20 protein-coding genes are annotated in these 22,030 nt (G+C 69.1%); 11 read left to right on the forward strand and 9 right to left on the reverse strand.

Annotated elements, in window-relative coordinates:
• The 3 genes from AC3ANR_RS04585 to AC3ANR_RS04595 are packed head-to-tail and all read right to left on the reverse strand — an operon-like array spanning position 1 to position 2,227.
• A complete protein-coding gene (locus AC3ANR_RS04585) occupies positions 1-669 on the reverse strand; it encodes an acetyltransferase (RefSeq protein WP_488290698.1) in 669 nt (222 codons plus the stop codon).
• Complete coding sequence (locus tag AC3ANR_RS04590) at positions 666-1,298, reverse strand: class I SAM-dependent methyltransferase (RefSeq protein WP_488290699.1); 633 nt, start codon at positions 1,296-1,298, stop codon at positions 666-668. Before AC3ANR_RS04590 ends, AC3ANR_RS04585 begins: the two co-directional genes overlap by 4 nt.
• Positions 1,298-2,227 carry a glycosyltransferase family 2 protein gene (locus AC3ANR_RS04595; RefSeq protein ID WP_488290700.1) on the reverse strand — a complete coding sequence of 310 codons (930 nt, stop codon included), beginning with the start codon at positions 2,225-2,227 and terminating at the stop codon, positions 1,298-1,300. Before AC3ANR_RS04595 ends, AC3ANR_RS04590 begins: the two co-directional genes overlap by 1 nt.
• A 282-nt stretch (positions 2,228-2,509) precedes the next feature.
• On the opposite strand from AC3ANR_RS04595, the gene AC3ANR_RS04600 reads away from it, so the two are divergent.
• From AC3ANR_RS04600 to AC3ANR_RS04615, 4 genes are read left to right on the forward strand one after another with little or no spacing between them, the layout of a single operon-like run.
• Positions 2,510-3,382, forward strand: a complete 873-nt coding sequence (locus tag AC3ANR_RS04600) for a Wzz/FepE/Etk N-terminal domain-containing protein (protein ID WP_488290701.1) — start codon at positions 2,510-2,512, stop codon at positions 3,380-3,382.
• Entirely contained in the window at positions 3,379-4,308 is a 930-nt protein-coding gene (locus AC3ANR_RS04605) for a glycosyltransferase (protein ID WP_488290702.1), read from the forward strand. Before AC3ANR_RS04600 ends, AC3ANR_RS04605 begins: the two co-directional genes overlap by 4 nt.
• A gap of 10 nt (positions 4,309-4,318) precedes the next feature.
• Complete coding sequence (locus tag AC3ANR_RS04610; protein ID WP_488290703.1) at positions 4,319-5,668, forward strand: hypothetical protein; 1,350 nt, start codon at positions 4,319-4,321, stop codon at positions 5,666-5,668.
• A gap of 52 nt (positions 5,669-5,720) precedes the next feature.
• The gene (locus AC3ANR_RS04615) at positions 5,721-7,070 is read left to right on the forward strand and encodes an oligosaccharide flippase family protein (RefSeq protein WP_488290704.1); all 1,350 of its coding nucleotides are present in this window, start codon (positions 5,721-5,723) and stop codon (positions 7,068-7,070) included.
• Here the strand turns inward: AC3ANR_RS04615 and AC3ANR_RS04620 are convergent.
• Positions 7,049-8,749, reverse strand: a complete 1,701-nt coding sequence (locus AC3ANR_RS04620) for a hypothetical protein (protein WP_488290705.1) — start codon at positions 8,747-8,749, stop codon at positions 7,049-7,051. The genes AC3ANR_RS04615 and AC3ANR_RS04620 overlap by 22 nt on opposite strands.
• A 167-nt stretch (positions 8,750-8,916) precedes the next feature.
• On the opposite strand from AC3ANR_RS04620, the gene AC3ANR_RS04625 reads away from it, so the two are divergent.
• From AC3ANR_RS04625 to AC3ANR_RS04655, 7 genes are all read left to right on the forward strand, one after another.
• Complete coding sequence (locus AC3ANR_RS04625; RefSeq protein ID WP_488290706.1) at positions 8,917-9,732, forward strand: 2OG-Fe(II) oxygenase; 816 nt, start codon at positions 8,917-8,919, stop codon at positions 9,730-9,732.
• 81 nt (positions 9,733-9,813) lie between these two features.
• Positions 9,814-10,887, forward strand: coding sequence for a glycosyltransferase (locus tag AC3ANR_RS04630; RefSeq protein WP_488290707.1), 1,074 nt, complete (start codon positions 9,814-9,816; stop codon positions 10,885-10,887).
• Positions 10,884-12,098, forward strand: coding sequence for a glycosyltransferase family 4 protein (locus AC3ANR_RS04635; RefSeq protein ID WP_488290708.1), 1,215 nt, complete (start codon positions 10,884-10,886; stop codon positions 12,096-12,098). The genes AC3ANR_RS04630 and AC3ANR_RS04635 overlap by 4 nt, the downstream gene beginning before the upstream one ends.
• A gap of 58 nt (positions 12,099-12,156) precedes the next feature.
• Positions 12,157-13,014 carry a dTDP-4-dehydrorhamnose reductase family protein gene (locus AC3ANR_RS04640; RefSeq protein WP_488290709.1) on the forward strand — a complete coding sequence of 286 codons (858 nt, stop codon included), beginning with the start codon at positions 12,157-12,159 and terminating at the stop codon, positions 13,012-13,014.
• Positions 13,015-13,035: 21 nt separating this feature from the next.
• A complete protein-coding gene (locus AC3ANR_RS04645) occupies positions 13,036-14,046 on the forward strand; it encodes a polysaccharide biosynthesis protein (protein ID WP_488290710.1) in 1,011 nt (336 codons plus the stop codon).
• A complete protein-coding gene (wecB, locus tag AC3ANR_RS04650) occupies positions 14,039-15,169 on the forward strand; it encodes a non-hydrolyzing UDP-N-acetylglucosamine 2-epimerase (RefSeq protein ID WP_488290711.1) in 1,131 nt (376 codons plus the stop codon). The genes AC3ANR_RS04645 and wecB overlap by 8 nt, the downstream gene beginning before the upstream one ends.
• Entirely contained in the window at positions 15,166-16,284 is a 1,119-nt protein-coding gene (locus tag AC3ANR_RS04655; protein WP_488290712.1) for an MraY family glycosyltransferase, read from the forward strand. The genes wecB and AC3ANR_RS04655 overlap by 4 nt, the downstream gene beginning before the upstream one ends.
• Here the strand turns inward: AC3ANR_RS04655 and rfbB are convergent.
• The 5 genes from rfbB to AC3ANR_RS04680 form a co-directional block, all read right to left on the reverse strand.
• Entirely contained in the window at positions 16,279-17,337 is a 1,059-nt protein-coding gene (gene rfbB / locus AC3ANR_RS04660) for a dTDP-glucose 4,6-dehydratase (protein ID WP_488290713.1), read from the reverse strand. The two genes, AC3ANR_RS04655 and rfbB, sit on opposite strands and share 6 nt — an antisense overlap.
• A 60-nt stretch (positions 17,338-17,397) precedes the next feature.
• Positions 17,398-18,372 carry an acyltransferase gene (locus tag AC3ANR_RS04665; RefSeq protein WP_488290714.1) on the reverse strand — a complete coding sequence of 325 codons (975 nt, stop codon included), beginning with the start codon at positions 18,370-18,372 and terminating at the stop codon, positions 17,398-17,400.
• A gap of 285 nt (positions 18,373-18,657) precedes the next feature.
• Positions 18,658-19,638, reverse strand: a complete 981-nt coding sequence (fcl, locus tag AC3ANR_RS04670) for a GDP-L-fucose synthase (protein WP_488290715.1) — start codon at positions 19,636-19,638, stop codon at positions 18,658-18,660.
• A 6-nt stretch (positions 19,639-19,644) separates the two neighbouring features.
• Positions 19,645-20,811, reverse strand: a complete 1,167-nt coding sequence (locus tag AC3ANR_RS04675; protein WP_488290716.1) for a nucleotide sugar dehydrogenase — start codon at positions 20,809-20,811, stop codon at positions 19,645-19,647.
• 63 nt (positions 20,812-20,874) lie between these two features.
• Positions 20,875-21,954, reverse strand: coding sequence for a S1C family serine protease (locus tag AC3ANR_RS04680; RefSeq protein WP_488290717.1), 1,080 nt, complete (start codon positions 21,952-21,954; stop codon positions 20,875-20,877).
• Positions 21,955-22,030 lie beyond the last annotated feature (76 nt).

Raw genomic sequence — 22,030 nt, forward strand, 5'->3', positions numbered from 1 at the left:
TCAGAGACGGCGCAGCCGTGAACTGGGGACGCGGGAGCGCTCGGTCGCCGTCGGCGCGTAGACACCTTCGGGTTCCGCGTCCGCGAGGATCAGCGCATTGGCCCCGATCACGCAGCGCTCGCCGACCGTGACGTGGTCGCGCAGCGTGGCGTTCACGCCGATGAAGCAGGAATCGCCCACCTGGACCCCGCCGGAGACCACGATGTGCGAGGCCAGGAAGCAATGGTCGCCGATCCGGCTGTGGTGACCGATGTGGTTGCCGCTCCAGAGGGTGACGTTGTCGCCGATCCGGCTGAACGGCTGGATCGTGTTGTCCTCCAGGATGAAGCAGTGCTCTCCGATCGCCCCGTCGTTGAGGACCGTCGCCCGGGAACTCACATAGCTGGCGATCCGGTAACCCAATGCCTTGCCGGCGAGGTACTTGTCGCGGCGCAGCGCATTCAGGCCGCTGTAGGACACGGCGGCGAAGAAGGCATGCTCGGCGGGAGCGAAACGCGATGCCAGATCCTCGAACGGCACCAGCGGGCGGCCGCGGAAGGCCGGCTCCTTGGCGTACGCGGCGTCCACCGTGAAGGCCACGACCTCGTAGTCCGAGTCCCGGCTGAAGTAGTAGTCCGCGAGTTCGGCGATGTCGCCGGCACCGAAGATGACGAGGGGCTGCTTGCTCATGGCCGTGCCTCCAGGTGTCGCACGATGACGGTGAACTCGTACAGCCCGTAGTCGTGCAGGACCGCGACGTTGCGCGAATAGCGGCGCTTGCAGTGATCGAACACCCTGGCCGGGTCGGCGTAGTACAGGTAGGGCCGCATGTACTCCGGATCGGAGTACGACGTGAGGCAGTTGAAGGCGAACCCCAGGCGGCTCGTCTCGTGCATCGCGTCCAGGGTCGACGTGATGATCGCCCACCATGGCTCGTCGGGCGTCTGCAGGCGGACATTGAAGATGCCGCTGGCCACCGTGTAGTCGGCGGCCTGGTCGGGTCGGGACCCCACCTCGAACCGGGTGGCGGCGCGACCCTCGTGCAGGCGTCGTGCCTCGAGGACCATGTCGGGGGACAGGTCGAAGCCGGAATACGGCACGCCCGGGAACAGGTCGTCGAGCACCGGCAGCAGTGCGCCGTAGCCGCAGCCGAGGTCGTTGATGGGGCCGGGGCCGGCGTGCTCGAACACCTTGAGCAAGGTGCGAAGGCGCAGCAGCTGGCTCTCCTCGCCGTTCCAGTCGACGCCACGGGCCTGCGCGCCGTGCTCTCGCAGCTTGCGCGTGTAGTAGTCGGCAATCGGCCGCAGTTGATCGTCCATCAGGTCCTCCGGTGGACGTCCCGCACGATGGTGTAGGGGCGCCGCTTGGCTTCCGAGAAGATCTTCGAGAGATAGATGCCCAGGACGCCCATGCTGGAGATCGTCAGTCCGCCGAGCAGCCAGATCGACGCGATCAGCGATGCATACCCGCTCACCGGCCGGCTGGAGGTCAGCCAGACGAGCATCGTGTAGCCGATGTACAGCAGCGAGAACGCCAGCACCGTGACGCCCAGGTAGAAGATCGCCACCAGCGGCGCATTGCTGAACGAGGTGACCGAGTTGACGAGCAGCGACACCTTGTGGCGAAGCGTGTACGTCGTCTCGCTGTGCGAGAGCTTGGTCACCGTCTGCGCGCGCTGCAGGAAGCCGGTGAGGTGCCACAGGCCGGCGATGAAGAATTCCCGCTCGTCGTGGCGCAGCAGGGCCTGCACGTACCGGCGCGACATCAGGCGCGCCGTGACGATGTTCTCGGGCAGCGCCACCCCGGTCACGAAGCGGAAGATCCGGTAGAACCAGTCGCCGGTGAACTGTTCGAACCGGTCGCCCTTGCGCCGCTGCTGGACGCCGTAGACGACGTCGCAGTGCTCCCGTTGCAACTGCTCGGCGAAGGGGCCCAGCCACTCGGGGAGCTCCTCCAGGTCGCTGTCGATCAGGAACACGAGGTCCCCGCGCGCGTACGACAACCCGGTCATCATCGCCTTGTGGTGGCCGAAGTTGCGCGACAGGTCGACCACCACGACATGGGGGTCGGCCCGGTGTTCGGCGAGTGCCAGGTCCAGGCTCTCGTCCGGCGAGCCGTCATTGACCAGGACGATCTCGTAATCCTCGCCCGCCAGCAGGCGCGCCTGCTCGCGCGCCCGGCGGCAGAACTCCTGCACGTACGGCGCCGACCGGTAGAGGGTCGCGACCACGGACAGCTTCACGCTCACGGGGATCCCATGAACCGGCGAGCGCGGGGCCCGCGAGCGGACGGGCGGAAGATCGCGGCGAAGCGTTCGCGCCCTGGGGCGCGGCTTGCCTGGTCGATCGCGATATGTCTTGTCATCGGGGGCGGAGGGGCTCCTGGCATTGTAGGGACCCGGCCCAGGCCAGGCCCCGAGGGCGTCGCCGTGTATCCTTCCGGGTCTCGCGCAGACCGCCCGAGCCGCGCATCGCGCAGCGCCGCGGCGGTCCGCCATCGTGACGAACTTCAGAGAGTGGGCCCATCGCAAGTGGACACCGTCGACAACCATCCCCCATTGATCGTGGAACGCCGGCTCGGCCTGGTGGACTACCTGCTGGCGCTGGCCGAGCGTGCGCGGCTGCTGCTGATCGCACCGATCCTGCTGGCGCTCGTCGTCTTCGGCGTTGCCACGGTGGCGCCCAAGCAGTACACCAGCGTCGCCCTCGTCCTCGTGCCGCCGGGCGACCAGAACGAGACGCCGATCCTCACGCCGCCCCAGGCCGCGTCGATGATGAAGTCGCGCACCGTCCTCGATGCGGTCGTCGCGACCAAGGCCTTCCCCGGTGATGCCGAGGACCTGGCCGAGAGAATCAACGCCACCGTCGGCAAGGAAGCCATGGTGCGCCTGGAGGCCGACGGGCCGTCGCCGGCCGAAGCGCAGAAGCTCGCGGCCGCCGTGCTGCAGGCGTGGCTGAAGACGACGGTGCCCGATGGACGCGAACGCGCGGAACTGCAGGCCCGGGCCGAACGCACCCGGGCCAACCTGGCCAACATCCAGGCCGCGGTGGAGTCGCTGACCAAGTCGCTGGCGGCCGGTGAGCGCAGCCCGTCGGAGGGGCGCGTGCGCCTGGCCGACCTGAGCGAAACCGGCGACAAGCTCTTCGCCACGCTGCAGCTGGTGAACCGGCGCCTGGAGGGACTCCCGCCGGAGGTCGTGCGCCAGGCGCCCACGGCGCCCGAGCGGCCGACCTTCCCGCGGCCGGTGTCCCTGGCGGCCAAGACCTGGATCGTGTCGATCTTCCTCATCGCCGCGCTGGTGGTGCTCAACCGCCGGCTCGATGCCTCCAGGAGCGACCCGCTGCTCGATGCCAAGCTGTCGCGCCTCCTGCGCCGCCGCAAGGCGTCGGGGATGCCGACGTGAGCCAGCCCCAGCCGGTGCTCACGATGGTGACCCCGGCCTACAACCAGGGCCGGTACCTCGCCGAGACGATCGACAGCGTGCTGGCCCAGGACGTCCCGATGGACTACCTGGTCATCGACGACGGCTCGTCCGACGAGACGCCGGCGGTGATGGCCCGCTATGCCGGCCGCATCCAGGGCGAGCGGCAGGCCAACATGGGCCAGGTGCGCACGCTGAACAAGGCGTGGGGCGGGGCCCGGGGCAAGTACCTGGCCTACCTCAGTTCCGACGACATCCTCTACGCCGGCGCGCTGCGCAAGCTGGTGGATGCGCTGGAGGCCGACCCGTCGATCGCCTGCGTGTTCCCGGACTGCGACCTGATCGACGACCAGTCGCGGGTCATCAAGCGCAACGTGTGCCGCCCGTTCGACCTGGCGGAGCTCGTGGTGCAGCAGGAGTGCTACATCGGACCGGGTGCGGTGTTCCGCCGCTCGGCCTTCGAGGCGGTGGGCGGATGGAAGCCCGAGCTGCGCCTGGCGCCCGACCGGGAGTTCTGGATGCGGCTGGCCACGCAGGGGCGCATCGTCCTGCTCCCCGAGACGCTGGCGGGCTACCGCTTCCACCCCAAGTCGCTGTCGTACAAGGAAGTGTCGGAGCAGCAGTCGCGCGAGTACCTGCTGGTGCTGGACGACTACTTCGCGCGCCCCGACGTGCCGGCCGCGATCCGCGCCCGCAAGGACGAGGCCTATGGGCATGCCCACCTGATCCTCGCGCGCAACCGCTTTCGCGCCGGCGACTGGCGCCGCGGCCGCGAGCTGTACGCGCAGGCCTGCCGCCTGCACCCGCCGCTGTCCGCGGCCACGTACAAGCTGCGCCTGCTGCGCAACGTCGTCAGCAAGCCCGTGCGCGCCGCGGCCGCCGCGGTGCGCTCGCTCACGCGCCGCTGATCGAGGGGACATGACCGCGCCGTTCTCGCGCCCGATGTGGCTGGCGCCGCTGGCTTTCTTCCAGCTGTACCTGCTCGCCTCGGTGGTGCTGTTCTTCGCCGGTCCCTGGCCCTGGGGCGTCAAGCAGCCGTGGCTGCTGGGCGGCTACCTCCTGCTCGCGCAGGCCGGCATGGCGGCCGGCTACCTCGCGGCGTGGAACAGGCTGGAGGCCGTGCAGCCGCTGCGGGTGCGCCAGGACGACACGCGCGGATTCATCCGGATGGCCGCGCTGCTGTCGCTCGTGCTGCTGGTGCCGACGTCGCTGTCGCGCGCCGGCACCGTCCTGCCCGACGTGGTGGCGGGCATCACCAACGCCGGCGCCGTCTACAACCAGAACTTCGAGCGCCTGGCCGCCGGCAATCCCTACGTGCTGGTCGAATACGTGCGCATCGTCCTGGCCCCGCTGCTCGTCGGCCTGCTCCCGCTCACCGTCGTCTACTGGTCCACGCTCTCGCCCACGCTCAGGGTGGCGTGCCTGGCCGCATCGGCGCTGCACCTGGCCACTTACGTGGCCACGGGCACCAACAAGGGCATCGCCGACTTTGCCGTGACGCTGCCGTGGCTGGTGTGGCTGGGCGTGCGGTTGGGGACGCTGCGGCCGATCGTTTCGCGGCGCACCGTGCTGCTGGCGTTCGGCATCGTGTTCGTGCTGTTCCTGGCGTTCTTCGGGGCCGGCCAGGCCCAGCGCGCCGGCGGCGTCGGCGAACTGGGGGTCTTCAACACCGGCTCGGAGCTGATCTATGCGCGGCGCGACACGGGGCTGTCGGCGATGCTGGGCGACAGCCAGCGCATCATCTGGGAATCGCTCACCCGTTACCTGGGGCAGGGCTACTACGCGCTGTCGCTGACCATGGGGCTCGACCACACCAGCACCTTCGGCTTCGGCAACTCGATGTTCCTGGCGCGCAACGCCGACACCTTCTTCGGCACGACGCACTTCACCGAGGGCTCGCTGCCGGGCCTGCTGGAGAACGTGCACGGCTGGGGCATGTTGTCCCTGTGGCATTCCATCTATCCCTGGCTGGCCTCCGATTTCGGCTTCGGCGGCGCGCTGCTCGCGCTCGCGGCGTTCGGCTGGCTGTTCGGCCTGGCCTGGGGCCGGGCGCTGCAGGGCGGGGGCCACCTGTGGGTCGTGCTGGCCTACCTGCTGTTCGTCCTCTTCTACTACGTGCCCGCCAACAACCAGGTGTTCCAGACCGCGGAGACATGCGGGGCCTTCTTCATCCTGGTCGGCCTGCTGTTCTTCGTCGCGCGCGAGCGGCGGCCATCACCCCTCGACGAGAGCGGCCAGCAGCCGGCCGGCGCGCAGCAAGCCGGCTAACGTGCCCGGACCCGCGTGCTAGAGTGCGCGGCGCCCCACCCCTCACGCCCTCGTGCTACGCAACATCAGCAGCAATGTCCTGGGGACGGTGCTGCCTTCCATCGCCGCCCTCGTCTCCGTTCCCCTCCTGATCGACAAGCTGGGGATGGGCGGCTTCGGCGTGTTCTCGCTGCAGGTGGCCGCGCTCTTCTTCTTCGGCCTGGCCGACCTGGGCATCTCCCGCGCGATCGTGCTGTTGTCCTTCGAGGACCGGTTCGCGGGCCAGGGCGGCTGGCGCCGGCCCTACCAGGTGGGCGTCCAGCTCAGTGCCTGGCTGGCGGTGATCGTCGCCGTGCTGGGGGTGCCCGTGGCGGCCGGCCTGCTGTCCTGGCACCACGACGTGTCCAGGATCGACCTGGCGGTGTCCACGCTGCTGGTGTTCCTGTCGGCGGGCTGCACGCTGCTGATGCAGGCGCCGCGCGCGGTGCTCGAGGCCCAGGAGCGCTTCGTGCAGTCCAATGCCATCCGCGGCCCGGCGGCGGCGGCGATCTTCCTGGCGCCGCTGGCCGCGCTCCACATCCACAACAGCCTGACCTCGGCGGCCATCAGCCTGGTGATCACCCGGGTCGCCGCGGCGGTGGCCTACTTCGCCGCCTCCGGTCATTTCACCGACAGGCAACTGCGGCAACCGCTGCCGGCGCAGGAGCGGGCCGCCTTGCGTCCCCTGTTCCTGCGCAAGGCCGGCTGGCTCGGTGCCACCAACCTGCTGTCCATGCTGCTGTCGTACCTGGACAGGTTCGTGCTCGGCGCGCTAGGTTCCTCCGTCCTGGTGGGCCAGTACGTGGTGGCGCAGGAGGTGGTGACCAAAGCCTGGATCTCCTCCGGCGCCGTGATTTCCGCCGGCGTGCCGCGCCTGGCGTCCGCCTCGGCGCAGTCGCCGGAGGCGGAGCGCGGCGTCGTGCGGCAGATGACGACCTGGATGCTGCTGGCGGGCGTGCTGCCGGCCCTGATCCTGGTGGTGTTCGGCGGGCCGTTGCTGCAGCTGTGGCTGCGCAAGAACTTCAGCGAAGCCTCGGTCCTGCCGCTGCAGCTGATGGCGGTCGGCCTGGGCGTCAACACGCTCGCGCAGGTCAACTTCTCGCTCCTGCAGGTGCGTGGCGGCCTGCGCGAAGGGGCCTATTTGCAGGTGTTCAACCTGGTCGTGCTGGCCATCGGCCTGCTGCTGGCCGTGCCCACGTGGGGCGCCGCAGGGGCCGCGGCGGTGTTCAGCATCCGGCTGCTGATGGACGCCTTCGTCGGCCGCTGGCTGCTCACCCGCCATGTCGGGGGAACGGCCCCCGTGGGCCTCGGTGCGGCGTCGCTGGCCGCCGCGGCCGCGCTGCTGGTCGCCGTGCTCGCCGCTCAGCGCACGTTGCTGGGCTGACCCGCCGCCGGCGCGGGCCGCCGGTACAGGACGCCCAACTCGGTCCGGGCCACGGGCGCGAAGTTCCATTCGGGCAGCTGCGCCAGCAGCGGATCGCCGCTTGCCGCCGCCTTGGGCGTGACGAAGGCCAAGGTCGGCGCGGCGCGCTGCTTCCAGTGCTCGATGGTGAGGGAGCGGTCGACGTCGGGCGCAGCCGGCGGCAGCCACACGGAGTTCGCCGCGATCGGCCGGCCCAGCAGGAGGTAGCCGCCGGGAAATCCGTCGAAGACGAGGGCCCGGTCCTGCGCCGTCACCAGGGGCTGCACGCGCTGGCGGAATTCCTCCAGCTGCCGCAGCTTCGCGGGCGTGGTCGCCAGTCCCCGGTAGGGGCCTTCGGTCACGCGCGCCGTCAGGCTCTTGCGCTGCGTGCCCTCGCCGTAATAGTCCGTGTAGTCCCCGGCGACGAAAACGGCAGCGAGCAGCGCGGGCGCCGCGACCCCGATGGCCCGCGTGACCAGCGCCGGAGCGCGGCCCGCCTCGGCTTCGCCGCGCAACAGCATCTGCAGCAGCAGCAAGCTGCAGATCACGGCGGGCAGGCTGCCGATCGATGCGTTGACCGCGCCGTTGCTGCTGGACCAGGCCGTGATCAGGCCGGCGACGATCGAGGGCCACCACACCGTGCGCATCAGCGCACGCGTTTGCTCGCTGCGCGGCTGGGCGGCGGCGAGTAGCGGGGCGATGCAGGCGACGAGGGTGACGAAGTACAGGCTTGCCGTTCCGTTCGCGAAGTCGTACTGCCTGTACAGCAGGGCCGGGAGCATCAGGCTCGCCGGCACGACGGCGATGGGCTTCGACCGACGCAACGCCAGCAGGATGACCGCGGCCAGCAGCATCGCGCCCAGGCGAGGCGTCTTCGCCACGAAGTCGGCCAGCACCACGCCCAGCTTGCCGACGCCGCCGCCCTGCGCATGGAACGACGCCATGTACCTGCGCAGGAGGCCGACGTTTTCGACGCCGACGGTGAAGACCAGCGCCACGAAAGCGGCCACCACCAGGCACGCGCCCGCGGCGAGCCAGGCGAAGGCCCGGCCCCGGCGCTCCTTGCCGAGCGCCGTCAGGTGGATGGCCAGGAAGGCCAGCACGCCCACGGCCAGCGTCTGGTAGACCAGTGCCGCCAGCGCCAGGCAGACGCCGGCCGCCAGCCAGCACGCGGCGGCCCGACGCTCCTGCAGCCAGGCCCGCAAGGCCAGGAACAGGCCGGCGGCCAGGAAGCCGCAGCCCATGGTGTTGTAGCTCAGGCCGTGGATGTTGAACGGCACGAACGTGATGCACACCGCGGCGGCCACGCAGGCTTCGGCGCGGCCGACGACCGATCGCGCACCGAAGTACACCACCGCGGCCACGCCGACCGTGTACAGCAGGTGCATGTGGCGCATGAAGAGCACGAGGCCCTCGGTGCCGCCGGTGACGGCGAGGAAGCCGCGCATCAAGGGGTAGGTGAGCAGGCCCGCGAACTGTGCGAGGTTGTGCTCGTCGCGCAGGGGCACGTCGCCCAGCGCGAACCGCAGCGGGATCGCCAGGTAGAAGGATTCGTCGGTGAAATCGACGGCCCATGCCAGGCGGGCGCGAACCAACCAGACGACGGCCGCCACGAAGGCGACGGCGAGCGCTGCCCACGCGGCATCCAGGTCGCGCTGCAAGACGCCGCCGGGGGTGGCAGGGTGGGGCGGGCGTTCGGTGGCGGCGGGGGGCATCGAGCTGGCGGACGGCAGCGGGATTATCGGACCTCCTTCACACGGGTCCGCGGCCCCGCGGGCGCACAGGACCCCCTCGGTACAATCGGCAGCTTTTCCGGGACGGTGTCCAGATGGATCGCGCACAACTCACCGCATTGATTCTCGACAAGCTCGAATCCGAGCGGGACAGCATCGTCCGGCAGTGGGCGCAGCCCGAGGGCACGCGCACGCGGCACTTCGTGGTGGACGCGGTGCTGCCCGTGCACGTCGCGCAGATGGTCTACGAAGGCTTTCCGCGCAATGGCCAGGGCTTCCATGACCGCGAGTCGTTCCGCGAGAAGAAGCGCACCTCGGCCGACCTGTCCGAGTACCCCGCCATCCTGGGCGAGATCACCCACGCCTTCCAGTCCCCGGCCGTCGTGGAGAAGGTGTCGCAGCTGACGGGCATGACGAAGCTCGAGCCCGATCCGAGCCTGTACGCCGGTGGCCTGTCGATGATGTTCCCGGGCGACTTCCTCAACCCCCACATCGACAACAGCCACGACGCCAAGCGCGAGCGGTATCGCCGGCTCAACCTGCTGTACTACGTGACGCCCGACTGGGCCCTGGAGAACGGCGGCAACTTCGAGCTGTGGGACGACGACGTCAAGACGCCCAAGACGCTGGTGTCCCACTTCAACCGCCTCGTGGTGATGGAGACGAACAAGACCTCCTGGCATTCGGTGAGCCCGGTGGTCGTCGATCGGCCGCGCTGCTGCGTCTCGAACTACTACTTCTCGACCGTGTCGCCCGACGAGACGGACTACTTCCACGTGACGTCGTTCACCGGCCGCCCCGACGAGTCGGTCAAGCGCGCCGTCGGCGTCATGGACAACGCCTTGCGCAACGTGGTGTCCAAGACGCTGGGCATCGGCCGGGGCAAGAACCTGGCCAACAAGGACTCCTGAGCGGCGCGGCGATCCGCCGCGCGGGTGCGCGGGCTGGATGCACCGTCTCTCGGGGAACGCGCACGCGACTCGCATCCGGACATGAGTGAAGCCAAGCAACACCAGGCGGATCCGGCGGCGCCGGCCGTTCTCCTGAGCGCCTTCGGCATCCACATCGGAGGCGGCCTCGTGCTGCTCCGGGCCCTCGTGCGGGCCCTGGGCCCGCATTTGAAGCGCGCCGCCATCGACGCCAGGTGGCCCGAACAGCTGGCGGGAACGGAGGTCGACCGCGTGCCTGCAAGCGTCGTCGCGCGCCTGGCCAGCCTGCGCCGCCTCACGCGAAGCGCCCGCCCGGGCGACATCCTGCTGTGCTTCAACAGCCTGCCGCCCCTTGCCGCGCCGGCCCCCGGCGTGCGGGTGGTCTGCTACGTGCACGCGCCGCACTTCGTCGGGGCGGACCGCGGGATCGACTACCGCATCCTCGTCCAGGCGCGCCACGTGCTCGACAAGCTGTGGTTCCGCCTGGGGGCGCGCCATTGCCACGAGTTCTGGGTCCAGACGCCGACCATGGCGGCGGCGCTGCAGGCCCGCCTTCCCGATGCGGTGGTCCGCGTCGAGCCCTTCGTGGACGACGACCTGTTCGCGCTCGTGCAGGCCGCGCCCGGCCCAGCGACGCCGACGGCGACGGTCCAGGACGCATCGTTCTTCTATCCGGCCGAACTGGTCGGACACAAGAACCACGGCACGCTGGTGGACGCCTGGTCGCTGCTGGCGCGGGCGGGGTGCACGCCGCGGCTGCAGCTCACGTTGCAGCCGCACGAGTGGGACCGGCTGCGGGCGCAACGGCCCCAGCTGGCGGCCATGGGTCACGTCGTCAACCTCGGGCGGATCCCGCGCGAGGAAGTCCTGCGCACGATGCGTGCCAGCTCGGCACTGCTATTCCCCTCGCGGGCGGAGACGTTCGGACTGCCGCTGCTGGAAGCCGCCGCCTGCGGCGTGCCGGTGCTGGCGGCCGAGCAGGATTTCGTGCGCGACGTCTGCGAGCCGGCCCAGGTGTTCGACCCCACCTCCGCGCGGTCGATCGCCGACGCGGTGCTGCGTTTCCTGGGGCAGGGCGGGGACCGGCGGGTGCACGTGCACTCCGCGGAGCAGCTGGTCCAGCGCCTGCTCGCATGAAGATCCTGATCCTCAGCCAGCATTTCTGGCCGGAGTCGTTCCGTATCAACCAGGTCGCGCAGGATCTCGTGGCGGCGGGCTGCGAAGTCACCGTCCTGACCGGCCAGCCCAACTACCCCGAAGGGGCCGTCTACCAGGGGTATGTGGCAGGCAGCGTGCGGGTGGACGACTACCAGGGCATCCGCGTGCATCGTGTGCCGCTGGTCCCGCGGGGCCGGGGCGGCGCCGTGGGGCTGGCCGCCAACTACCTGTCGTTCCTCGCTTGCGCCTCGCTGCTGGGGCCGTGGGTGCTGCGCGGCCAGCAGTTCGACGTGGTCTTCGTCTACGGCACCTCGCCCATCCTGCAGGCCATCGCGGGCGTGGTCCTGAAGTGGATCAAGCGCGCGCGGCTGGCGGTCTGGGTGCAGGACCTGTGGCCCGAGAGCCTCGAGGTCACGGGCTTCGTGCGCAACAAGCGGGTGCTGGGCCTGGTCGCCCTGGTGGTGCGCTGGATCTACCGCCGCTGCGACCTGCTGCTGGTGCAGTCGCATGCGTTCGAGTCCCCCGTGCGGGCCATGGCGGGCCGCACGCCCGTGGAATACCACCCCAACCCGGGCGAGCCGGCGGAGTCTTCGGCCGCCGACGCACCCGTCGTGCCGCTGGACGAGGGCGCCTTCAACGTGGTGTTCGCCGGCAACCTGGGCACCGTGCAGGCACTCGACACCGTGCTGGCGGCGGCCGAGCGATTGCAGGCCCAGCCGGACATCCGGCTGGTCCTCGTCGGCGCGGGCAGCCGCGCGGCCTGGCTGCAGGACGAGGTGGCGCGCCGCGGGCTCGCCAACGTGCAGCTGCCGGGCAAGTTCCCGCCGGCCTCGATGCCGTCGTTGATGCGGCGCGCGTCCGCGTTGCTGGTGACGCTGGCCGCCCAGCCCATCCTCGCCCAGACCGTCCCGAGTAAAGTGCAGACCTACTTGGCCAGCGGGCGGCCGATCGTCGCCAGCCTGGACGGGGAGGGCGCGGCGATCGTGCGTGAGAGCGGCGCGGGCCTGGTCTGCGCCGCCGAGGATGCAGCCGCGCTGGCGCAGGCCATCGAGCGCCTGCACGCGCTGGATGCATCGGAGCGGGGACGGATGGGAGAGTCAGGGCGCCGCTACTACCTCGAGCACTTCGAGCCGGGGCTGCTGGCGCGGCGAATGGCCGAGCGATTCGCGCAACTGTCGGGTCGGCGATAATCCGAGGTTGCCTGCCTGCCCCAAGTCGGGGCACTCTGGCAAGAAGGGGGAAATCCGAATGAAGGTCTTGGTGCTGGGCGCCACCGGCATGTTGGGCAACGCCGTCCTGCGGCTGCTCAGCGCAGATGCACGTTACGAATTGTACGGCACCGTTCGCTCGGCGGCGTCGATTCGCCAGCTGCCCGAGCAGCTGGCCCCGCGCCTGATCCCTGGCGTGGACGTCGAGAACCAGGACAGCCTGGCCGCCCTGTTCGCGCGCGTGCGCCCGCAGGCCGTGATCAACTGCATCGGCCTGGTCAAGCAGCTGTCCGGCGCTTCGGACCCGCTGGCCGCCATCCCGATCAACGCCATGCTGCCGCACCGGCTGGCGCGCCTGTGCGAGCTGGTGGGCGCGCGCCTGGTGCACGTGAGCACCGATTGCGTGTTCACCGGCCGCAAGGGCATGTACCTGGAAAGCGACGCCCCCGACGCCGAGGACCTGTACGGCCGCTCCAAGCTGCTGGGCGAAGTGGACTACCCGAACGCCGTGACGCTGCGCACCTCGATCATCGGCCACGAGCTGGGCAACAGCGCGCACGGCCTGGTGGGCTGGTTCCTGGCCCAGCAAGGTACGGTCAAGGGCTTCACCCAGGCCATCTTCTCGGGCCTGCCGACGGTGGAACTGGCGGCGGTGATCCGCGACCACGTGCTGCCGGCGCCGCAGCTGCGCGGCGTGTGGCACGTCTCGGCCGCCCCCATCGACAAGTACTCGCTGCTCAAGCTGGTGGGCCAGGCCTACGGCAAGGACACCGAGATCGTCCCCGACGCCCAGCTCGTGATCGACCGCTCGCTCGATTCCACGCGCTTTCGCCAGGCCACCGGCTGGCAACCCGCCGACTGGCCCGAACTCGTGCGGCGCATGGCTGCATTTCGCTGAAGAAACACGGAACAGACATCCATGTTCAAAGACAAGACCCTCCTCATCACCGGCGGCACCGGCTCGTTCGGCAATGCCGTCCTGCACCGGTTCGTCAATTCCGACTTCGCCGAGATCCGCGTGTTCAGCCGCGACGAGAAGAAGCAGGAAGACATGCGCATCCAGCTGCGCAACGACAAGGTCAAGTTCTACATCGGCGACGTGCGCGACTACGACTCCGTGCGCGACGCGATGAAGGGCGTGGACTACGTCTTCCACGCCGCGGCGCTCAAGCAGGTGCCCTCGTGCGAGTTCTACCCGATGGAAGCGGTGCGCACCAACGTGATCGGCGCCGAGAACGTGATGCGCGCCGCCATCGAGAACGGCGTCAGCCGTTGCGTGGTGCTCAGCACCGACAAGGCCGTCTACCCGATCAACGCCATGGGCATGTCCAAGGCGATGATGGAAAAGGTGATGGTCGCCAAGTCGCGCTTGTGCGACCCCACCAAGACCGTGCTGTGCGCCACCCGCTACGGCAACGTCATGGCCTCGCGCGGTTCGGTCATTCCCCTGTTCCTGGAGCAGCTGCGCGCCGGCAAGGAGCTGACCGTCACCGATCCCACCATGACGCGCTTCCTGATGTCGCTGGAAGAGTCGGTCGACCTGGTGCTCTATGCCTTCAGCCACGCGCGCCCCGGCGACATCTTCGTGCAGAAGGCGCCGGCCTCCACCGTCGGCGAGCTGGCGCAGGCGATGAAGGAACTGCTCAAGGCCCCGAACGAGATCAAGGTGATCGGCACGCGCCACGGCGAGAAGCTGTACGAGTCGCTGGTCTCGCGCGAGGAGATGGCCCGCGCCGAGGACCTGGGCGGCTACTACCGCATCCCGGCCGACTCGCGCGACCTGAACTACAACAAGTACTTCGTCGAGGGCGAGACGCAGATCTCGAACCTGGACGACTACACCTCGCACAACACCCGCCGCCTGAGCATCCCCGAGATCAAGGACACGCTCATGAAGCTGGACATCATCCGCGAGGCCGTCAATGGCTGAACGCATGCGGGTGATGACGATCGTCGGGACCCGGCCGGAGATCATCCGGCTGTCGCGCACGATCGCAAAGCTGGACCAGTACTGCGAGCACACGCTCGTGCACACCGGCCAGAACTACGACTACGAGCTCAACGAAGTCTTCTTCAGCGACCTGGGCATCCGCAAGCCGGACGCCTTCATGGAAGCGGCCGGTGCCAACGCCGCCGAGACGATCGGCAAGGTGATCATCGCCGCCGACGCGCAGCTGGAGCGGTACCAGCCCGAAGCCGTGCTGCTGCTGGGCGACACCAACAGCTGCCTGGCCGCCATCGCCGCCAAGCGCCGCAAGATCCCCATCTTCCACATGGAAGCGGGCAACCGCTGCTTCGACTTCCGCGTGCCCGAGGAGATCAACCGCCGCATCGTCGACCACACCAGCGACATCAACCTGACCTACAGCGAGATCGCGCGCGACTACCTGCTGCGCGAGGGCCTGCCGCCGGAGCAGGTGATCTGCACCGGCAGCCCGATGCGCGAGGTGCTCGACCATTACCGGGCGGGCATCGACGGCTCGGACGTGCATGCGCGCCTGGGCCTGGAGCCCGGCCGCTACTTCGTCGTCAGCTCGCACCGCGAGGAGAACGTGGACGCGCCGGAGAACCTGGCGCGGCTGTTCGAGGTGCTCAACACGGTGGCGTCGACGTTCGACCTGCCGGTGGTCGTGTCGGTGCATCCGCGCACGCGCAAGCGCATGGAGGCCGCGGGCCTGCAGGCGCACGCGAACGTGCAGTTCCACAAGCCGTTCGGCTTCCTCGACTACGTGCGGCTGCAGCAGGACGCCCGCGCGGTGCTGTCCGACAGCGGCACCATCACCGAGGAATCCTCGATCCTGAACTTCCCGGCCGTGAACCTGCGCGAGGTGCACGAGCGCCCCGAAGGCTTCCAGGAAGCCGCGGTGATGTTCACCGGCCTCGATCCCAAGCGTGTGCTGCAGGCGCTGGACGTCCTGAAGGACCAGGGCCGCGGCGCGCAGCGCCAGATGCACCTGGTGCGTGACTACGCCGCCGACAACGTGTCGGACAAGGTGCTGCGCATCATCCTGAGCTACACGGACTTCGTGAAGCGGAGGGTCTGGCGCCAATGATCCTCCTGATCTGCGTCAGCGCGTTCGTCAGCGTCCTGCTGGGCCTGATGTTCATCCGCAACGGCAGGGCGCACGCGCGCCGGTATGCGGCCGACATGCCGCAGCGGTTCCACGCCGGCGACGTCCCCCGCATCGGCGGCGTGGCCGTGCTGGGTGGACTGATCGCCGGACTGGTGCTGGCGGCCGTGGGCAACATGATCGGCGACCCGCTGAACGTGAAGATCTCGGTCAAGGACGCCGCGCTGCTGCTGGTGGTGATCATCCCCGCCGCCCTGGGCGGGACGTACGAGGACGTGACGCAGGAACTGGGCGTGCGCTACCGCCTGCTGCTGACGGCCCTGAGCGGCGTGCTGGCCTGCTGGCTGCTCGACCTTCGCGTGAACCGGGTCGACCTGCCCTTCGTCGACACCTGGATCATGGCCTGGACCGTGCCGGGCATGCTGTTCGTGATCCTGGCCATCTGCGGACTGCCGCACGCGTTCAACCTGATCGACGGCTACAACGGCCTGGCCGGCACGGTGGCCGTGCTGGTGTGCCTGGCCATCGCCCACGTCGCGCTGCAGGTCGGTGACCGGCAACTGGCGGCGCTGGTCCTGTGCCTGACCGGCGCCACGGCCGGCTTCCTGCTCTGGAACTACCCGCGGGGCCTGATCTTCGCGGGCGACGGCGGCGCCTACCTGTGGGGCGTGGTCATCGCCATCGCCAGCATCTCGCTCGTGCAGCGCCACCCGCAGGTCTCGCCCTGGTTCCCGGTGCTGCTGCTGATCTACCCGATCTGGGAGGTGGTGTTCTCCATCTACCGCAAGGTGGCGCGCGGCCAGTCGCCCAGCATGGCGGACGCCCTGCACTTCCACCAGCTGATCTACCGGCGCATCGTGCGGGGCGTGTTCCACGACGACGAGACGCGGCGCATGCTGATGCGCAACAACCGCACCTCGCCCTACCTGTGGGGGTTCACGCTGCTGACGGTCATCCCGGCCATCCTGTTCTGGCAGAACTCCACGATGCTCAAGGTGTTGTGCGCCCTGTTCGCGGTGTTCTACATCCACGCCTACGTGAGCATCGTGCGCTTCAAGGTGCCGCGCTGGCTGCGCCAGCGACCGCCGCCCTCATGAGGCGCCGTAGTGGCGCTCGATCCAGTGGCGGTACTCGCCGCTGGTGACAGAGTCCACCCAGGCGCCGTTGGCCAGGTACCAGGCCACGGTGTCGCGCAGGCCCTGCTCGAAGACCACCGCCGGCTTCCAGCCCAGCTCCGACGCGATGCGGCTGTCGTCGATCGCGTAGCGGCGGTCGTGGCCCGGCCGGTCGTCCACGTGGCGGATCAGGTCGGCATACCGCCTGCCGGGCACCGGGCGGAGTTCCTCGAGCGCTTCGCAAACGGCCTGCACCACCTGCAGGTTGGTGCGCTCGGAGCGCCCGCCGATGTTGTAGCTGGCGCCTGGCCGCCCGTGCTCCAGCACCGCCCGCAGCGCCGCGCAGTGGTCGCCGACATGCAGCCAGTCGCGCACCTGCTGGCCGTCGCCGTACACGGGCAAGGGCTTGCCGGCCAGCCCGTTGTGGATCATCAGCGGGATCAGCTTCTCCGGGAACTGCCGCGGCCCGTAGTTGTTGGAGCAGTTGGTCGTGATGACCGGGAGGCCGTAGGTTTCGTGCCAGGCCCGCGCGAAGTGGTCCGCCGCCGCCTTCGATGCGGAGTAGGGGCTGTTGGGCCGGTACGGATGGTCTTCCGTGAAGGCCGCCTCCTGGGGCTGCAGCGAGCCGAAGACCTCGTCGGTGGAGACGTTGACGAAGCGGAACCGCGCACGGTCGGCCGGCGGCAGCGTGTCGAGGTGAGTGCGCGCCGACTGCAGCAGCCGCGTCGTGCCGATCACGTTGGTCTGGATGAAGGCCTCGGGGCCGCGGATCGAGCGGTCCACGTGGCTCTCGGCGGCGAAGTGGACGATGGCGCGCGGCTGGTGCTCCCGCAGCAGGCGGCCCACCAGCTCGAGATCGGCGATGTCGCCGCGCACGAAACGGTAGCCGGGGTGGGCCTCCACGTCGCGCAGGTTGCCGGGGTGGCCGGCGTAGGTGAGCAGGTCGAGGTTGAGCACCGGCTCGTCGCTGCGAGCCAGCCAGTCCAGGATGAACGCGGAGCCGATGAAGCCGCAGCCGCCGGTGACGAGAAGCATGGCCAATGCTAACCCGGCGCGTCTTTGCGGCCCTGGGCGGCGATGTGCCCCGGGGCCGCTTCAGATCACGCGGCGCAGCGGCTTGATCAGGCGCACCGCCGCCACGACGGCCAGGCAGGCGACGAACACGCCGGCGGCGACGGCGGGCGCCGAGATCCACGGGATGCCGGCACTGGGCACCCAGCCGCGCTGCTTGAACAGCGGATCGATCATGAACACGTGCAGGCCGTAGATGCCGAGCGTGGCATCGGACACCACGAGCAGCCAGCGCGGCGCGGGGCCCGCATCGCCCGCCATCACCGCGGAGAACAGGCCGAAGGCGGACAGGATCACCAGAGGCGACAGGTAGACGAAGAAGTACTCGCAGGGCCCGCCGAAGCGGCGCGACAGCCAGTAGCTGGCCGCCATCGTGCCCAATGCCCCGACGGCGAACAGCGCCCAGGAGGTGCGGCGAGGCAGCGGTTTGTCGGTCAGCCAGGCGCCCAGCACCAGGAAGCCCGCGTAGCCGGCGAAGTACTCCAGGTGATAGGTGGCGGTGAGGCCGCCCTTGGCCAGGTTGCCTTCACAGCGGACGTGCTCGAGCAGGTCCCGGGCGGTGGGCAGCAGCGAGGCCACGATCACCCACAGGCCGATGAACCAGAGGCGGTCGTCGCGCGACCCGTGCACGTAGAACTTGCGCAGCACCGGCACGGCGGCATAGACGCCCACCAGGGCATAGAAGTACCAGAGGTGAAACATCGTCGGGCCGCTGAGGATCAGCCACAGCCACGTCCAGTCCGCAGGGATGGCCCCGTTGTACCAAAGCCACCAGAGGTAGAAGACCGACCAGAACAGCAGCGGCGGAAGGATCCGCCAGGCCCGCTTGCGGAAGAAGACGCCCACCGGCTCGTCGCGCCGCAGCAGCGTCGCGCCGGCGATCATGAAGAACAGCGGCACGCACGCGCGTGTCAGCGAGTCATAGACGTTGCCGGCCCACCAGCCGGGGGCGCTCCAGCGCGCATAGAGCTCGGCGGCCACATGGAGTTGCACCACCATGAAGCACGCGAGTATCCGCAACAGGGAAATCCTGCGATCCATCCTCCGCCTCCACCCCTCTTGTCAGGCCGCATTGTGCGGCGTCATTGGCGTGGCGGCGACGTCCTGTCGTTGTCATGTCGGGCTTACCCGGCATCCCTTTTGGCTGTCATGCCGGGCTTGACCCGGCATCCAACGACCGTGCGTGTTCGGCGAGCGGGTCTGGATGGCGGGTCGAGCCCGCCATGACGTCTGCGGGGATTTCCGCCGCAGCCCCTCAGACTCAGCCCCTCAGCCTTCAGCCCCTCAGCCGCGCACTGCCGCCCCTGCGCGCAGGAAGTCCTGGTACGCCAGCGTGAGTCCCTCGGCGAACGCCACTTGCGGTCGCCACCCCAGCGAATTGAGCCGCGCGCTGTCCATCAGCTTGCGCGGCGTGCCATCGGGCTTGGATGGGTCGGTCTCGATGCGGCCCTGGTAGCCAACTGTCCGGGCCACGGCCTGCGCCAGTTCCAGGATGGTCAGGTCGTCGCCGTAGCCCACGTTGATGTGGCTCAGCATGGGCTGCGTGTGCCGCTCGTAGGTGGCCTTGTCCAGGTTCATCACGTGCACGCTGGCCGAGGCCATGTCGTCGACGTACAGGAACTCGCGCCGCGGCGTGCCGCTGCCCCAGATGGTGACGCTGGGCGCGCCGGCCTGCTTGGCCTCGTGGAAGCGGCGCAGCAGCGCGGGGATCACGTGCGAGTTCTCGGGGTGGTAGTTGTCGCCCGGCCCGTACAGGTTGGTCGGCATCACGCTGCGGTAGTCGACGCCGTGGCTGGCGCCGTACTGCCGGTTGAAGCTCTCGCACAGCTTGATGCCGGCGATCTTGGCGATGGCGTAAGGCTCGTTGGTCGATTCCAGCGTGCCGGTGAGCAGCGCATCCTCGGCCATCGGCTGCGGCGCCATCTTGGGATAGATGCAGCTGGAGCCCAGGAACAGCAGCTTCTTCACGCCGGCGCGGAACGCGGCCTCGACGATGTTGGCCTCGATCATCAGGTTGTCCCAGATGAAGTCGGCCGGGTAGGTGTTGTTGGCGTGGATGCCCCCCACGCGCGCCGCGGCCAGGTAGACCTGGTCGGGCCGTTCGGCCTGGAAGAACGCGCGCACCGCGGCCTGGTCCGTGAGGTCCAGCTCCGCGTGGGTGCGGGTGACGATGCGGTCTTGCGGCAGGCCGGCGGCAAGCAGCTGGCGCACGATGGCCGAGCCGACCATGCCGCGATGGCCGGCAACGTAGATCTTGGGACTCATGGAAAACTAATCGTTGCCGAACAGATCGCGCGTGAACACCTTCTCCTGCACGTCCGCCAGGGCTGGGGAATGGCGATTGGCAATGATAACGTCGCAGCCCCGCTTGAATGCCTCGAGGTCGCGCACCACGCGCGAACGGAAGAAGCGTTCTTCCTGCAGCGCCGGCTCGTACACCACCACCTCGATGCCCTTGGCCTTGAGCCGCTTCATCACGCCCTGCACGGAGGACGAGCGCCAGTTGTCCGAGCCGGCCTTCATCACCAGCCGGAAGATGCCCACGATCTTGGGGTCGCGCTTGAGAACACAGTTGGCGATGAAGTCCTTGCGGGTGGAATTCGAATCGACGATCGCGCGAATGAGGTTCTGGGGCACCTGGTCGTAATTGGCCAGCAGCTGCTTGGTGTCCTTCGGAAGGCAGTACCCGCCGTAGCCGAACGACGGGTTGTTGTAGTGCGCCCCGATGCGCGGGTCGAGCCCGACGCCTTCGATGATCTGCCGGGCATCCAGCCCGTGCGTCATCGCATACGTGTCGACCTCGTTGAAGTACGCGACGCGCATGGCCAAGTAGGTGTTCGAGAACAGCTTGACGGCCTCCGCCTCGTGCGAGCTGGTCAGCAGGATGGGGACGTCCTTCTTGACGGCGCCATCGCGAAGCAACTCCGCGAACACGCGTCCTCGTTCCGAGCGTTCCCCCACAACGATCCGGGAAGGGTGCAGGTTGTCATGCAGCGCCTTGCCTTCGCGCAGGAACTCCGGCGAGAAGATGACGTTGCCGCACTCCATCTCCTGCGAGATCCGGGCCGTGTACCCGACCGGGACGGTCGACTTGATGACGATCGTCGCGGCCGGATTGGCGCTCTTGACCGCCCCGACAACGGCTTCAACCGAGCGGGTGTTGAACTTGTGGGTGTCGGGGTCGTAATCCGTGGGCGTGGCGACGATGACGTAATCGGCCCCGGCATACGCCGCCTTCCAATCGGTGGTCGCCTCGAGAGGCCTGCGCGCCTCTGCGAGAAAGCGCTCCACATCCGCATCTTCGATGGGGCTGCGGCGGCGATTGATTCGCGCGACTCGCTCGGCATCGATATCGACGGCAATGACCTCGTTGTGCGGGGCAAGGAGGCAGGCATTGGACAGGCCGACGTATCCCATTCCGGCGATCGCGATTCTCATTGGTACTTCTCCCACGAGATGGGCGTGAGGCACGCCTGTGTTGGCACGTCACGGAATCGATCCTCAGATGCCCGATGGCTTGGCCATCAGCGTCATCCGGTCGACGCCTTGGAGGGTGAGGTTGCGCACGTCCGGCCCCTGCAGCACCGTGAGCGTGATGGCCGCGTCGGGTGCCGGGCGGGCCCAGAGCTTCTTGTAGAACTCCTCCAGCGTCGCGACCCGGCTGCCGTCCACGGCCAGCACCACGTCGCCCGGCCGCACGCCGCCCGCTTCGGCGGGGCTGCCGTCGGTGACGCGCACCACCTGCACGCGGCCCTGCTGTTCACTGGACACCAGCCCGATCCACGGGCGGTGGCTGGTGCGGGTGGTGCCCGTCTGCTGCAGCTCGGCCAGCACGGGCTTGAGCAGGTCCACCGGCACGAACATGTTGCCCGGCACGCGGCCGCCCTGGCCCGTGGCGTCGCCCACGAACAGGCTGCCGATGCCCAGCAACTCGCCGCGCTGGTTGAACACCGCCGCCCCGCTGTGGTTGTCGATCGGCGGGCTGGTGAACAGCGCCGACTCGATGAAGTATTCCCAGTAGCCCGAGAACGGCCGCTTGCCCACCACCTCCGTGGTGGCGATGTCGCCGTCCTCACCGCCGGTGGCGGCCAGCAGCGCATCCCCCTCGTGCACGTCCTTCAGCGAGCCCAGCGGAACCGGCGCGACACCGCGCAACGGCAGCAGGGTGCGCACCAGGCCGAAGCCGGTGGCCTGGTCGTACGCCACCGCCTTGGCAGGAAGGGTGCGGTTGTCCTGCGTGGTGACCTGGATGTTTTCGGCTTCCAGCACCAGGTAGCCGATGGTCAGCACCAGCCCGTCGCGCCCGATCACCACGCCGGAGCCGCTGCGCTGTCGGCCGAGCGTCTCGGCCGAGCGCGAGCCCTCGATGGCCGTCACCTCCACGCCGACCACGGCCGAGTGGGCACGGGTCAGGGCCTGGATGGCGGACTGCTGCTGCGAGGCTTCCTTGGCGGCCCAGGCGGAAGGCGCCAGGCACAGCAGCGCGAGGCAGACCGCGGCCACCAACCCCAGCGCCGGTCGCAGGCGCGCGAAGCGGTGAGGAACACGAAACCAGACGACGATCCGGGCGGCGGTCGGCATGGCAGATCCTGGGGGCGGCGGAATCCACAGCATGCGCGCAAGCGAAAGCCAGTGCAATGCATCGGGCGCGCGCTGC

It is taken from the genome of Ramlibacter sp. JJN2-2R, assembly GCF_057747835.1.

Excerpts from the sequence above, each read along its gene's own strand:
- AC3ANR_RS04625 (WP_488290706.1), top strand. The coding sequence starts at position 8,917 with ATGGATCGCGCACAACTCACCGCATTGATTCTCGACAAGCTCGAATCC.
- AC3ANR_RS04655 (WP_488290712.1), top strand. The coding sequence starts at position 15,166 with ATGATCCTCCTGATCTGCGTCAGCGCGTTCGTCAGCGTCCTGCTGGGC.
- AC3ANR_RS04665 (WP_488290714.1), bottom strand. The coding sequence starts at position 18,372 with ATGGTGGTGCAACTCCATGTGGCCGCCGAGCTCTATGCGCGCTGGAGC.
- fcl (WP_488290715.1), bottom strand. The coding sequence starts at position 19,638 with ATGAGTCCCAAGATCTACGTTGCCGGCCATCGCGGCATGGTCGGCTCG.
- AC3ANR_RS04610 (WP_488290703.1), top strand. The coding sequence starts at position 4,319 with ATGACCGCGCCGTTCTCGCGCCCGATGTGGCTGGCGCCGCTGGCTTTC.
- AC3ANR_RS04590 (WP_488290699.1), bottom strand. The coding sequence starts at position 1,298 with ATGGACGATCAACTGCGGCCGATTGCCGACTACTACACGCGCAAGCTG.
- AC3ANR_RS04630 (WP_488290707.1), top strand. The coding sequence starts at position 9,814 with ATGAGTGAAGCCAAGCAACACCAGGCGGATCCGGCGGCGCCGGCCGTT.
- AC3ANR_RS04645 (WP_488290710.1), top strand. The coding sequence starts at position 13,036 with ATGTTCAAAGACAAGACCCTCCTCATCACCGGCGGCACCGGCTCGTTC.
- AC3ANR_RS04680 (WP_488290717.1), bottom strand. The coding sequence starts at position 21,954 with ATGCCGACCGCCGCCCGGATCGTCGTCTGGTTTCGTGTTCCTCACCGC.
- AC3ANR_RS04675 (WP_488290716.1), bottom strand. The coding sequence starts at position 20,811 with ATGAGAATCGCGATCGCCGGAATGGGATACGTCGGCCTGTCCAATGCC.
- AC3ANR_RS04585 (WP_488290698.1), bottom strand. The coding sequence starts at position 669 with ATGAGCAAGCAGCCCCTCGTCATCTTCGGTGCCGGCGACATCGCCGAA.
- rfbB (WP_488290713.1), bottom strand. The coding sequence starts at position 17,337 with ATGCTTCTCGTCACCGGCGGCTGCGGCTTCATCGGCTCCGCGTTCATC.
- wecB (WP_488290711.1), top strand. The coding sequence starts at position 14,039 with ATGGCTGAACGCATGCGGGTGATGACGATCGTCGGGACCCGGCCGGAG.
- AC3ANR_RS04640 (WP_488290709.1), top strand. The coding sequence starts at position 12,157 with ATGAAGGTCTTGGTGCTGGGCGCCACCGGCATGTTGGGCAACGCCGTC.
- AC3ANR_RS04635 (WP_488290708.1), top strand. The coding sequence starts at position 10,884 with ATGAAGATCCTGATCCTCAGCCAGCATTTCTGGCCGGAGTCGTTCCGT.